This window comes from Paractinoplanes deccanensis, from assembly GCF_016862115.1.
GTDB lineage: Bacteria > Actinomycetota > Actinomycetes > Mycobacteriales > Micromonosporaceae > Actinoplanes > Actinoplanes deccanensis.
In genome coordinates this window covers 1-12931 of sequence record NZ_BOMI01000066.1, presented here as the reverse complement: position 1 = coordinate 12931, position 12931 = coordinate 1, and the positions used below count along the sequence as shown (strand labels likewise).

The 12931-nt window shown below is 72.8% G+C and carries 7 protein-coding genes; 3 read left to right on the top strand and 4 right to left on the bottom strand.

Translation table 11 applies throughout. The features are described 5' to 3' along the window. Positions 1-4 precede the first annotated feature (4 nt). Positions 5-1630 (top strand): SulP family inorganic anion transporter, encoded by a 1626-nt coding sequence (locus Ade02nite_RS17600; protein WP_203763928.1) that lies wholly within the window; start codon positions 5-7, stop codon positions 1628-1630. On the opposite strand, the gene Ade02nite_RS17595 is transcribed toward Ade02nite_RS17600, so the two are convergent. The 4 genes from Ade02nite_RS17595 to Ade02nite_RS17580 all read right to left on the bottom strand — a co-directional run bounded on the left by Ade02nite_RS17595 (position 1593) and on the right by Ade02nite_RS17580 (position 9443). After that, a complete protein-coding gene (locus Ade02nite_RS17595; protein ID WP_203763925.1) occupies positions 1593-2594 on the bottom strand; it encodes a LacI family DNA-binding transcriptional regulator in 1002 nt (333 codons plus the stop codon). The two genes, Ade02nite_RS17600 and Ade02nite_RS17595, sit on opposite strands and share 38 nt — an antisense overlap. A gap of 78 nt (positions 2595-2672) precedes the next feature. Continuing rightward, complete coding sequence (locus Ade02nite_RS17590; RefSeq protein WP_203763922.1) at positions 2673-5561, bottom strand: glycoside hydrolase family 3 protein; 2889 nt, start codon at positions 5559-5561, stop codon at positions 2673-2675. A 1357-nt stretch (positions 5562-6918) separates the two neighbouring features. After that, positions 6919-8553 carry an ABC transporter permease gene (locus tag Ade02nite_RS17585; protein WP_203763919.1) on the bottom strand — a complete coding sequence of 545 codons (1635 nt, stop codon included), beginning with the start codon at positions 8551-8553 and terminating at the stop codon, positions 6919-6921. Further along, positions 8550-9443: an ABC transporter ATP-binding protein gene (locus Ade02nite_RS17580; protein ID WP_203763916.1), complete on the bottom strand. Its 894-nt coding sequence runs from the start codon at positions 9441-9443 to the stop codon at positions 8550-8552. The genes Ade02nite_RS17585 and Ade02nite_RS17580 overlap by 4 nt, the downstream gene beginning before the upstream one ends. A gap of 185 nt (positions 9444-9628) precedes the next feature. Between Ade02nite_RS17580 and Ade02nite_RS17575 the strand changes: the two genes are divergently transcribed. Together Ade02nite_RS17575 and Ade02nite_RS17570 are read left to right on the top strand one after the other, a co-directional pair. Beyond that, positions 9629-11545 (top strand): CpsD/CapB family tyrosine-protein kinase, encoded by a 1917-nt coding sequence (locus tag Ade02nite_RS17575; RefSeq protein ID WP_203763914.1) that lies wholly within the window; start codon positions 9629-9631, stop codon positions 11543-11545. Between the two features lie 376 nt (positions 11546-11921). Continuing rightward, positions 11922-12845: a siderophore-interacting protein gene (locus tag Ade02nite_RS17570; RefSeq protein WP_203763911.1), complete on the top strand. Its 924-nt coding sequence runs from the start codon at positions 11922-11924 to the stop codon at positions 12843-12845. The last annotated feature ends 86 nt before the right edge of the window (positions 12846-12931 follow it).

The following is a 12931-nucleotide window of genomic DNA, read 5'->3' as shown; positions in this document are numbered from 1 at the left end:
CGCGGTGCGTTTCTCCCGCGCCGACCTGCTGGCCGGGGCGACGGTCTGGGCCGTCCTCATCCCGGAGTCCCTGGCGTACGCGTCGATCGCCGGTGTCTCGCCGGTGGCCGGCCTCTACGCCGCCCCGGCCGCGCTGGTCCTCTACGCGATCTTCGGCAGCTCCCGGCACCTCGTGGTCGGGCCGATGTCGGCGACGGCCGCGCTGTCGGCCGGCGTGGTGGCACCGCTCGCCAAGGACGGCGACTACGCCGCGCTGACGGCCGGCGTCGCCGTCGTGGTCGGGGTGATGGCGCTGATCGCCGGGCTGTTGCGGCTGGGCTTCCTGGCCGGGCTGATCAGCGAGCCGGTCCTCAAGGGCTTCATCATCGGCCTGGCGCTGACGATCATCATCGGCCAGGTGCCCAAGCTGATCGGCGTCGAGAAGGGCACGGGCGACTTCTTCGCGCAGGCCTGGCACGCCCTCGCCGAAATGTCCGGGATAAACTGGCTGGCGGCCGCGGTGGGTGTCGCATCGCTCGCCGTGCTGCTCACCCTCCGCCGCTTCCTGCCCAAGCTGCCGGCGTCCCTGCTGGTCGTGGCACTGAGCGTCCTGGCAGTGACCATCTTCGGACTCGACAGGCACGGCCTCGACGTCGTCGGCCACATCGACAGCGGCCTGCCCCACTACGGCTTGCCCGACCTGTCGCTGGGCGACTACGGCAGCCTGGCGGGCGGCGCGGCCGGCATCCTCCTCGTCGGCTTCGCGGAGGGGCTGGGAGCGGCGAAGACGTACGCCACCAAGGCCGGCTACCCGATCAGCCCCAACCGTGAGCTGATCGGCCTCGGCGCGGCCAACGTCGGCGCCGGCCTCTCCTCCGGCATGGTCGTCAACGGCAGCCTCTCCAAGACCGCCGTCAACGGCGGCGCCGGCGCCCGTACCCAGCTCTCGGGCCTGGTGGTGGCCGCCCTGACCATCGTCACCCTGCTCTTCCTGACCGGCCTGTTCGAACGTCTCCCCGAGGCCACCCTCGCCGCGGTGGTCATCGTCGCCGTGGTCGACCTGGTCGACCTGCCCGCGATGGGCCGCCTCTACCGCATGTCGAGCCGGCGACTCGCCGAGATCTACGGGTACGCCGCACGCGCCGACTTCGCCGCGGCCCTCGCCGCGCTGCTCGGCGTGCTGGTCTTCGACACGCTGCCCGGCCTGCTGCTCGGCGTGGCCGTCTCGATGGTCCTGCTGCTCTACCGGGCCGCGCACACCAACGTCGCCGTGCTCGGCCGCGAGCACCCCGGCGGCCAGTGGAACGATCTGGCCCGCCACCCCGGCAACGCCACCGTGCCGGACGTCGCGGTCGTCCGGATCGAGGGCGGGCTCTTCTTCGCCAACGCCGACCACGTGCGCGAGCGCATCCGGCAGCTGGCCGACGGCAAGAAGGCGGTGGTCGTCGACGCGCGGGCGATGCCCTTCATCGACGCCACGGGCGCCGGCATGCTGACCGACCTCACCGGCGAGCTGGAGCGCAAGGGCGTACGGCTGGTGCTGGCCGGCGACATCGGCCAGGTCCGCGACATCCTCGACCGGACGGCGAAGCCGACCAGCGTCGACGACGCGGTCACCGCGGCGAGCAGCTCTCCCGCTCCACCAGGGTAGGCGGCAGCAGCCGTACCGGCTCGATGGACCGGCCGTCGAGCAGCCGCATCGCGGTCTCGACGGCGAGGTTGCCCACGTCGTGCGCGGGGATGTCGACCGAGGTGAGCGGCAGCGGCATGTTCAGCGCCACGTCACGCGGGCAGATCGCGACGATCGAGATGTCCTCGGGCACCCGCTTGCCCCGGGCGCGCAGCAGGTCGAGCAGCGGGCGCAGGGCCTCCTCGTTGTGCACCACCAGGGCGGTGGCGCCGGGCAGCTGGGCGTCGATGTCGTCGAGGCACGCTCGTACGCCCTCGACGTCGGGCTCGCACGGGTGGGCGAGGGTGCGCAGGCCGAGCGACTCGGAGGTCTCGGTGAAGCCGGTGAGGAATCGCTCCGCGTAGGTGGTGCCGCGCCGGTAGACCGCGGGCGACGGGCCGACCAGGGCGATCCGGCGGTGGCCGTGCCAGGCGAGATGGCGCAGCGCCTCGCCGGCGGCGGCCGCGAAGTCGAGGTCGACGCAGGCGATGCCGAGCGGGTCGTTGGGGAGCCCTATCAACACCGACGGCTGCTTGAGCCTGCGCAGCGCGGGCAGGCGTACGTCCTCGCGCTCGACGTCCATGAGGATCAGCGCGTCTACCATGGTGCTGTGCGCGACGCGCTCGAGGCCCGCGGTGCCCTCGTCCTTGGTGAGCAGCAGCACGTCGTGGTTGTGCGTGCGCGACGCGGTCACCACCGCGGTCGCGAACTGCATGATGACCGGAACGTTCACGTCGATGCGCAGCGGCGCGACCAGGGCCAGCACGTTCGTCTTGCTGCTGGCGAGGGCGCGGGCGCCCGCGTGCGGGTGGAAGCCGAGCTCGGCGATGGCCGCCTGGACCCGGGCGCGGGTCTGCGCCGAGATGGGGCGGCGACCGCTCAGCACGTACGACACCGTGCTCGGCGAGACGCCGGCGGCACGTGCCACATCATTGATCGTCGGCATCAACCCTCCTGTCGCCGATCCTACTGACCTCGGTGGCCCCGCCCGCCGGCTGACCAGGCCGGCGGGCGGGTTCCCCTCTCACCGAATAACGAATTGGGACAAACGCACCCCCGCACCGAGGACGAGGTAGACGTCGTGCCGCCCGCTGGTCCGGGCCACCGGCACGGTCGTCGTGGAGTAGCTGTAGACGTCACCGGTCGCGGTGACCGTCGCGGTGCCGATCAGCGGGCCGGTCGGCGACCCGAGGCGCGCCTCGACCGTTCCGCTGCCGGACGTGCGCACCGTCAAGGAGGCCGCATCCCGCAGCCGCGCGTCCTTGTAGGCGGCCCACTGGCCGGCGGCGGTCGATCCGACCACGGTGCCGGCGGCCTTGCTCTCGTCGAGCAGCCGCACTCCCGCGTACGCGTCGAAGGTCTCCGCCCGCGTCGGCCGCGAGAGGTCGCGGGCCGGGATGGTCTCGCCCTTGACCTTCAGCACGGCGCGCTGCCGGATGTCGCTCGACGACGCGCCGACGAGGATGTCGTAGTCGGACGACTCGACGATCCAGCGGCTCCGCGTCTGGTCCCACCGCGCCAGGTCTTCCCTCTTCAGCGGCAGGGTCACGGTCCGCGTTTCCCCGGCCTTCAGGTGTACGCGGTCGAAGGCGCGCAACTGCTTCACGGCGGTCGTGTCGCGCGACGTGCGCTGGTGCGTGTAGAGCTGGACGACCTCGTCGCCGTCCCGCTTGCCGGTGTTGGTGACCGTCAGCGTGACCTTGCCGTCGCCGACGCGCGGCTTGCCGTACCGGAACGACGTGTACGACAGGCCGTGGCCGAACGGGTAGAGCGGCTTGTCGTCGCTGTAGAGGTACGTCTGCCCGGTCGAGATGATGTCGTACTCGTTGAGGTCGGCCGGCAGCTGGCTCTCCGCCGCCGGCCAGGTCTGCGTGAGGCGTCCGGCGGGGTTGCGGGCGCCGTAGAGCACGTCCGCGATCGCGTGGCCGGTCTCGGCGCCCGCGTGCGTCGTCCAGACGATCGCCGGCACGTTCTGCTGCAGCCAGTTGATCGTCTCGGGGTAGCTCGTCTGCAGCACCACGACCGTGCGCGGGTTCGCCTTCAGCACGGCCTTGACCAGCGCCTCCTGGCCGGCGCCGAGCGCGAGCGACGTGCGGTCGTGCGCCTCGCGCCCGTTGATGAACGGGTTGGTGCCGACGACGAGCACCGCCGTGTCGACGCTCTTGGCCGCGGCGACCGCCTCGTCGACGCCGCTGCGAAGCACCTCGCGGGTGAAGCGCGCCGCCCCGGCCTCGTTCGTCAGCACCAGCTTGCCGGTGGCGTCCACGCCGACGTACTTGTTCGGGCCGAACCAGCTCTCCAGCGTCTCGTAGCCCGCGTACCGCAGCAGCACGCTGCCGTCGGCCTGCTGCTCGAGCTTGAACTGCTGCTGCACGAACCAGCCGTTGGGCTGGTCGTCGCGGGTGGTGAAGACGCCGTTGGTGTAGCCGAGGTACTTGCCGTTGGCGACGTTGCGCAGGGTGAGGACGTCCTGGCCCCAGTCGACCACGTCGAACTGCGCCTCGGGGGTGGCGCTCGGGGCGGTGACCGTGGCGGCGTCGGGCCCGCCGGCCAGGTAGCGGCCCTGGTGGGCGAGCGCGATGCGGTCGGATCCGCTGCTGGTGACGGTCGCGGTCGCCTGCTCGGCGATGCCGTCGGCGGCGGTCACCTGGTAGGGCAGCTTCCCGCCGTACCAATCGGTGTAGAGCGTGTCGGCGAGCGGCCCGATCACCGCGGTCCGGTCCTTCTTCAGCGGCAGCAGACCGTCGTTCTTGAGCAGGACCATCGCGTCGCCGGCCGTCTCACGGGCGAGCCGCTGGTTCGCCGGGCTGTTGATCACTTCAGGACCGATCCCGCTGTACGGGCCGCCGCCCGGATCGAACTCGCCGAGCCGGAACCGGATGCTCAGCGCGTGCCCGACGGCCCGGTCCACGTCCGCCTCGGTGAGCAGCCCCTGGGCGAGCGCCTGCTTGACCGAGGCGATCGTCGGCCCGGCGTTGATGTCGTCGACGGTGAAGCTGTCCAGCCCCGCCTTGATCAGCGCGGCGCTCGCCTCGGCCTGGGTGGCGAAGTACTTCTGCGAGCCGGTCAGGTTGTTCGGCGCCCACGCGTCGCTCACGTTGAACAGCGGGTAGTCGGCCCACTCCCGCAGCAGCGTCGCCTGGTCGGGGTCGACGGTCGCGGGACGTCCGTTGATCAGGTTGTACGCGGCCATCACGCCGGTCGCCGCGTTGGCCGTGAGGGCCGGCTTGAACGCCTGCCGGTCGTACTCGTTGAGCACCCGCGGCGGCACGTTCGACGAGGTCACGTCGCGCCCGGTCTCGTTGTTGTAGGCGAGATAGTGCTTGAGGGTGGGCGCGGTCTTCAGGTGCCGGGGGTCGGGACCTTCGAGGCCCTTGCCGTACGCCGTGGAGATCGCCCCCGTGAGCAGCGGGTCCTCGGAGTACCCCTCCTCGTTGCGCCCCCACCGCGGATCGCGGAGCAGGTTGACCACGGGCGCCCAGAGGTTGAGCCCGAACACGCGCGGGTTCTCGGCATGGAAGCCCCGGGCCTCGTCACCGACCGCGGCGCCGACCCGCTTGATCAGATCGGGGTCCCACGTGCTGGCCAGCCCGACGGCCTGCGGGAACGAGGTCCCGTCGGCGGTGACGACCGCACCGTTGTTGTCGATGTCGGTCGACCAGGCGACGCCGTGCAGCGCCTCGGTGCCGGTCTTGAAGAAGCCGACACCCAGCCGCGGAACGGCCGGCTGATATTGGTGAAGAAGCGAGACCTTCTCGTCGAGCGTGAGCCGCCCGACAAGGTCGTCGACACGCGCCTGCAACGGCAGCCGCGGATCACGGAACGGATAGGACGGGTCCGCGACCGCGACACCGGGCACCACCGGCGCCACAAGCAGCGCCGCGGCCAGCGCGGTCAGGAAACGCCTTCGCATGGGCGATTCTCCTCATCGAAGGATGGCTTTCCGGGAACGGCGAAACGACCTGCTCAGCCCCAGCAGATCTCATCGTCGAAGCGCTTCGATTGTCGGCGGTATCGCTCACCCTAGATGTCTCCAGAACACCTGTCCACACCCGAGCCGAAATCCCCCGGAAACATGGCGGCGGCCCCTCGCCTCGGTGCCGCTGCGCGCCCGGCTGCCGTACCCGCCGGCCCTTCACCGCGGCTGCTCTGCCTTTTTTGCCGCACCGGCCCGCTCTTCAGCTCGCCTGCTCTGCCGCCGCCCCACCCGCCCGTCCGTCGAACTGGGCCGCTCCCCCGGGCCCCCGGTAGCCACCCGTCAGTTCGCCGTCTCAACCGCTGTCCCGTGGCCACAGCCCTCAACTCCGGAACCACGCCGCCTACCCCCGGCCACGCCGGCATGACGTTGCGGCACCGACGGGCGACGCTGCCGTGCCGACGGGCGACGCTGCCGTGCCGACGGGCGACGCTGCCGTGCCGACGGGCGACGCTGCGGCACCGACGGGCGACGCTGCCGTGCCGACGGGTCGCGCCGACGAAGGCGCCGGCCCGCCACCCCATCCGCCACGGCCGCGACCGACGGCCGCTGCACTGCGCCGACCCCTACGTCACGGCGTCCACACACCCACTCTTGAAACGCTTCAGGCGATGGGTTCTGCGGCGTCGATGCCACGTCATAGGTGGCGCCACAAGGAAAGGCCTCGGGTAAAGGGCGGCCCGGAGGGAAGCGCTTCGAGAAGGCGCGGCAGAAGAAGCCGTAGCCACAGACGCCGGCTCTCCAACCATGCCGCCTATCCCCAACCACACCGGCATGCGGCTCTTGAAACGCTTCAGGCCATGGGCTCTGCGAGGTCGGTGCCACCTCGAAGGTAGGGCTACAAGGAGAGGTCTCGGGTTGAAGGCGAGCCGGAGAGAAGGGCACGGGGAAGGCTCGGGAGAGAAGAAGCGCCCGGGCAGAAGGCGCCCGGCAGAAGGCGCCCGGCAGGAGGCGCCCGGCAGGAGGCGCCCGGCAGGAGGCACCCGGCAGGAGGCACCCGGCAGGAGGCACCCGGCAGGAGGCACCCGGCAGCAGGCGCCGGCAAAGGACGCGCCGCAGCAGACGCCGGGAAGGAACGTCACGCAACAGACGTCCTGAAGGAGCGCCCGGCAGCAGACACTCCACAGGAGACGGTCGGAGAACCGCGAAAGGCGGGCCGGTAAGCGAACGCCTCCCGGAGCACGCCCCAGAAAGACGACCCGCCGCGGTGGCGCCTCTCAGCAGGCGCCACGCGGAGACGGCCGGGGCGTCCCGTGTGGCTCAGCGATCGAGCCGCACGGGACGCCTCACTTGGTCAGGCGGCCAGGTCTCGGCGCTGGTATCCGGCCGCGCCGGCGGTGATCAGCAGGAGCGCCGCGGCGGTCATCACCGTTGTGGGGGTCCAGTTGACCGTGGTCAAGGGCACGGGTGCCAGGTGGTCGAACGGGCTGATCGCGTGGAGCCATCGGGGAGCCGCGATGCTGTCGGCGATCACCAGGAGGAGGAAGCCGCCGACCGAGGGCAGGGCGCCGATGATGCCGGTCCAGCGGGGTGCCCAGCCGGCGGCGAGGACGGCCGCGCCCAGGCTGAGCAGGCCGATCGGCAGGACGTTCCACGCTCCTCGCAGCGCCGCCAGCAGTGGGAGATAGCCGCCGGTGGTTGCCGCGCCGGCCCAGACGGCCAGGCCGGCGGCGGTGACGAGCATGGTGGCGGCCGCGGCTGTGGCGATGGTTTCCGCGCCGATCAGGCGGGCTCGGGAGATCGGCTGGGCCATCAGCGAGGTGAGGCGGCGGTCGTTCTCGGCCGCGACGAAGGCGCCCAGCCGCGTCGCCGCGAAGACGCCGGCCGGCATGGCCAGGACGGCGAACAGGGTGGCGGTGAATCCGGCGATGCTGCGCAGGCTCGCGAAGCCGGCCTGCTCGGCCTGGTCGGCGAGGCCGGCGTTGTCGGCCAGGAACGCCGTCACGGAGACCGCGGTGAGGCCGATCAGCAGGTAGTAGGCGCCGACGCCGAGCGTCCAGCCGGTCAGGGGCCGCAGCACCCGGCGTACGGCGAACGCCTCGACGCTGCCCAGCAGCCCCAGCCGGGCGGCGCGGCCGGTCCGGGAACGCACCAGGGCGCCGCGGACCTCGCGGTGGCCCGCCGCCAGCCGGGCCGCGACGGTGACCGCGGCCGTCACGGCGATCAACACCGCCACGGGCAGGGCGCGGTCGTGCACGTACGGGCCGCCGAGCGCGAGCAGGCCGAACGGCGACAGCCAGCGCAGCCAGCCCAGCTCGGTGACGCCGTCGCCCACCATGCGGGCCAGCAGGCCGACGCCGAGCAGGGCGAACGCGGCGCCCGTGGCGAGGCTGCGCGCCGGGAAGACCTGCGCGGCCAGGGCGGCCGCCGCGACGAAGAACAGGCCCAGGGCCGCGGTGCCGACGCTGTGCACCGCCGTACCGGCCAGGGGCGTGCCCGCGGCCAGCAGCACGGCGCCGATGGCGAGACCGGCGGCGACCGGCACGATCATCGCCACGGCCAGGTGACGCGTCACGGCCTCGCGCAGCGGGACCCGGCCGGCGAGCAGCACGTCCCACCGGCCGGCGTCCTCCTCGCCGCGGGTGATGCGGGTGGTGGCCAGGATGGACCAGGCGGCCAGCAGGACCGCCGTGACGGTGCCGATCCGCCACACGGTGAATCCGCCCGCCGTGTCCAGACCGGACGGCTCGCCGAACAGCGTGCGGATGGCCGCGTTGCCGGCCAGCGCCTGGAGGCCGCGCACGGCGGCCGGGTCGGCCATGACCTGCTCGTACGTCGACACGACCAGAGCCGTCATGCCGGCGGCGAGGACGGCGGTGACGAGGCCGCTGCGCCGGATCTGCCGGAGCGCGAGCCCGCTGACCGCGCGGCCGGGCCTCGGCGAGGCCTCGGGCGCGACGGTGGCGACGGTGAGGGCGCCGGCGCTCATCGGGTCGCCTCGGCGCCGTAGTAGTCGAGGAAGATCTCTTCAAGGCTGGGTTCCCGTACGGACAAAGCGGTGACGCCCGCCGCGGCCAGTGCTCGCAGGACGGGCGCGGGTGGACCGGTGAGGGTGAAGCGCAACCGGCCGGCACCGGCGGGTTCGATCGTCTCGACGCCGGGGACCGCCGCCAGGTCCGGCGCGGCGCCGGGATAGGCGACCGTGACCTCCGACCGGTGCATGCCGCGGAGCCGGCCGATGGTGGCGACCTCGGCGAGCCGGCCGGCGCGCAGGATGCCGACCCGGTCGCAGACCGCCTCCACCTCGTCGAGGTGGTGCGAGCTGAGGAACACCGTCTGTCCCCGCTCGCGTGCCTGCGCGACGGCGGCCCGGAACTCGCGTTCCATCAGCGGGTCGAGGCCGCTGGTGGGCTCGTCGAGCACGAGCAGCGGCGCGCGGGTGGCGAACGCGGCGATCAGCGCGACCTTCTGCCGGTTGCCGGTCGAATAGGTGCGCGCGGGTTTCGTCACGTCGAGCTCGAACCGGCGTACCAGCTCGTCGCGATAGCCCTCGTCGACGCCCGCGCCGGTGCGCGCCTGGAGGTGCAGGATCTCCGCCCCGGTCAGCTGCGGCCACAGGGCGACGTCGGCCGGAACGTATGCCACCGAGCGGTGGGCGGTGGCGACGTCGGCCGCGTCGACGCCGAAGACCTCGGCACGCCCGGCGTTGGGCCGGGCGAGGCCCAGCAGCAGCCGGATGGTGGTGGACTTGCCGGCGCCGTTCGGCCCGAGGAACCCGAACACCTCGCCCGGCTCCACGTCGAGGGTCAGTTCGTCGAGGGCGGTGAGGCGGCCGTACCGCTTGGTCAGCTGGACAGCGCGCAGCGCGGGAACAGTCATCACGGGAAACCTTCCAGTCGACGTCAATCGATGACCGCCGACCAGACTTCCCGGCACACCTAGCGCTCACCGTACCCCTTGAAGTCATCCTTTGGGGATGTCGGGTCTCGTCATTTGCGGTAGCGATCCGTAACCGGCGGTTCTACGCTCACGATCGAGGCGGCATGACGGGAGGGACGGCCCGGATGACGACGAAGAGCGAGCCCAGGCGGCTGCTGCGCGGCCACGGCTGGTTGATCCTTCTGCTGACCTTGGCGTTCGCGGCCGCCGCGTACGGGCTGAGCCTTCTCGAGCCGCAGCGCTACCGTGCCGAGGCGACCGTGGTGGTGGAGCCCCGCCTGCGCACCAACATCACGCCCGTCCCCGCCGATCCCGACACGGAGAGCGAGATCGTTCGTTCGGCCGCCGTGCTGCGCCCGGCCGCCACGGGCCTCGGGGTCAGCCGGCAGGCGCTCGCGGACGGACTGCGCGTCACTCCCGCCCGGGCCGGGACATCATTGACCATCGGGTACGAGGCGACGAGCGCGGCGACGGCCCGCACGCGCGCTCAGGCCGTGGCCGGGCAGTACGTCTCGTACCGGAACGCGAGCACCGGCCAATACGGCATCGCCGCCTCCCTCGTGACTCCCGCCGCCACCGCGACGCGGGTGACATGGCTACCCCCGTGGGCGTACGTGGTGATCGGCGCCGCCGTCGGCCTGCTGACCGGGCTGATCGTCGCCGCCGTCCGCGGCCGTCACCGGGTTCGCGGCCGGGTCCACTTCGAGCAGCTGACCGGGCTGCCCGTCCTCGCCACCATTCCGCGGGCGCGCCGCTCGCACGGGCCGGGCGCGCCGTTGCCCGTGCTGCTCCGCTCGCCCGCTTCGGCCGACGCCGAGTCGTACCGCTACCTGCGCGCCCGCCTGGAGCCGCGCCTCGAAGGTCCCGCGACCGTGCTGGTCACCAGCGCCCACGAGGGCGAGGGCCGCAGCACCACGGCCGCCAACCTGGCCATCGTCCTCGCCCAGTCCGGTCGCGAGGTCGTGCTGATCGACACCGACGTCCGCGGCCCGGTCCTGCACCACATGTTCGAGCTCTCCCGCGACCGCGGCCTGACCGGCCTGCTCACCGGCGACATCTCCGGCGCCTCGGCCCTGCTGGACGGCCCGGTGCCCCGGCTGCGCCTGATGGCCGCCGGCCCCGACCAGGAGGGCGCTCCCGACCTGCTGGCCGCCTCGTTCAGCGAGATGCTCCGCGAGCTGAAGAACGACTGCGACGTCATCGTCCTCGACTCGGCCCCCGCCCTGCACGTGGCCGACGCCGTGGCCTTGGCCGCGCTCAGTGACTTGGTCCTGCTGGTGGCCGACTACGACCGCCTGACCCGCGCCACGGCCCGCCGCGCCGCCCACGAGCTCACCGCCGCCACCGCCGGCGCCGTGGCCGCCGTCCTCATCGGCGTCCCGGAACGCGACGGCGGCCTGATCCCCCGCACCCGAGCCGGCCGCGCCCCCGCCCCGGTCTCCCTAGGTCACCCCTCCACCGACCAGCCCGCCCCGGCTCCCCAGCCCGCCCCGGGCTTGGCCGCCCTGGCTCACCCCTTGTCCGGCGCAGGCACCCCAACCCCCCTGCAGCCGACCACCCCGGGCACGCCGTCCGCACGTCCACCGACCACACCGGGGCCACCCTCCGCACGACCGCTGACCGCCCCAGGCACGCCCTCGGCACAGCCGCCCACCGCCCCAGGCACGCCCTCGGCACAGCCGCCCACTACCCCAGGCACGTTCTCGGCGCAGCCGTCAGCCGCCGCCGGCCCTTCCGCCGCTCCCGCTCGCCCGGCCACTGCCACCGGTCCCGCCTTCGCCCGGCCGTCTCGTGGCGGGCCTGCCGCTCCTCAGCCACCCGCGCAGGCGCCCGCCCCGTCGAGTGACCCGTCGCCGTCCGCGGCCGCTTCCTCCCCCGCCCAGCCGACATCGGCGCCGCCGGTCGGTTACGGCCCCCCGCCAGTGACCGCCAAGGCCGCCGTCCCGAAGCCTCGCGTCTACACCTCCGCCGCCGCGGCCGAGGCGTCGGCCCGTGTGCAGGCCAAGGTCACCGCCGACCAGAAGCGCACCGAGGAGTCCTGACGGCCCCGCCCAGCGTCGCTCTTCCGCGGGGGATCACACTCGGCGCTCTTCCGCGGGAAACCACGCCCGGCGCTCTTCCGCGGGGAACCACGCCCGGCGCTCTTCCGCAGGGACCACGCCCGGCGCTTCTCCGCAGGGACCACACCCGGCGCTTCTCCGCAGGGACCACACCCGGCGCTTCTCCGCAGGGGACCACACCCGGCACCGACCGCGAGCGTGCCGAGGCGCCCGTGGAACGCCCGAGCCGATGGGGCTGCGATCCGCGACTTTTCATAGTGGGTGGGGGTGGGTGGTGGCGTTCGGGAGGTTCAGGTTAGGTTAGCCATACCTTAAGCCGGGCCGAGTCGGGTCCGAGCGTGTCTCAGGGAGGCTCCCCGTGACCCAGACTGCCGAGCAGACTGAGGCCGTGCTCTCGTGGCGGTTCTTCGCCGTCGAGGTGCGGAAGGTTCACCGCTTGAGTCCCAGCTTCGTGCGGATCACCTTCACCGGCGACGACCTGGACAGGTTCGCCGACAACGGCTACGACCAGCGGATCAAGATCCTGACCCCGCTCCCGCAGGTGGGTTTCGACCACCTGCCGACCGGCGCCGAGTGGTACACGGCGTGGCGTGACCTGCCGGCCGCACACCGCAATCCGATCAGGACGTACACGATCCGCCACGTCCGCCCGGAGCTGCGCGAGGTCGACGTCGACATGGTCCTGCACGGCAGCACCGGCCCGGCCTCGAAGTTCGCCGCCGAGGCCCGCCCGGGCGACGTCGCGTACCTGATGGGCCCGAACGCCGACTTCGCGGGCGTGCACGGCGGCATCGACTTCCACCCGCCGGCCCACACCGACTGCCTGCTGCTGGGCGGCGACGAGACCGCCGTGCCCGCCATCGCCGCGATCCTCGAGAAGCTTCCCGCCGACGCCCGCGGCGAGGCCCTGCTCGAGGTGCCCGAGACCGGCGACCAGCTCGACCTGGTGGCGCCCGCCAACGTCCGCGTCACCTGGCTCCCCCGCAACGGCGCCGCCCAGGGCGAGAAGCTTATCCCCGCCGTACGGGCTGCCACCCGCCGCATCCTCGGCGACGTCGCCGGCACACCGGACCCGGACCTCGAGGACGTCGACGTGGACCACGACATCCTGTGGGAGGTCCCGGAGCCCGTCACCGAGGCCGGCCGCTTCTACGCCTGGCTGGCCGGCGAGGCAGCCGCCATCAAGACCATCCGCCGCCACCTGGTCTCCGAGTGCGGCGTCGACCGCCACTCTGTCGCCTTCATGGGCTACTGGCGCCAGGGCAAGGCCGAAGCCAACTAGACCCGCTGCCAATTCCGCCGGCCCGTTCATCGGGCCGGCGGACCCTTTATGGTGCAGCCCGAATACGCCCCGGAAACGACAGTAGA

Excerpts from the sequence above, each read along its gene's own strand:
- Ade02nite_RS17595 (WP_203763925.1), bottom strand. The coding sequence starts at position 2,594 with ATGCCGACGATCAATGATGTGGCACGTGCCGCCGGCGTCTCGCCGAGC.
- Ade02nite_RS17590 (WP_203763922.1), bottom strand. The coding sequence starts at position 5,561 with ATGCGAAGGCGTTTCCTGACCGCGCTGGCCGCGGCGCTGCTTGTGGCG.
- Ade02nite_RS17585 (WP_203763919.1), bottom strand. The coding sequence starts at position 8,553 with ATGAGCGCCGGCGCCCTCACCGTCGCCACCGTCGCGCCCGAGGCCTCG.
- Ade02nite_RS17580 (WP_203763916.1), bottom strand. The coding sequence starts at position 9,443 with ATGACTGTTCCCGCGCTGCGCGCTGTCCAGCTGACCAAGCGGTACGGC.
- Ade02nite_RS17575 (WP_203763914.1), top strand. The coding sequence starts at position 9,629 with ATGACGACGAAGAGCGAGCCCAGGCGGCTGCTGCGCGGCCACGGCTGG.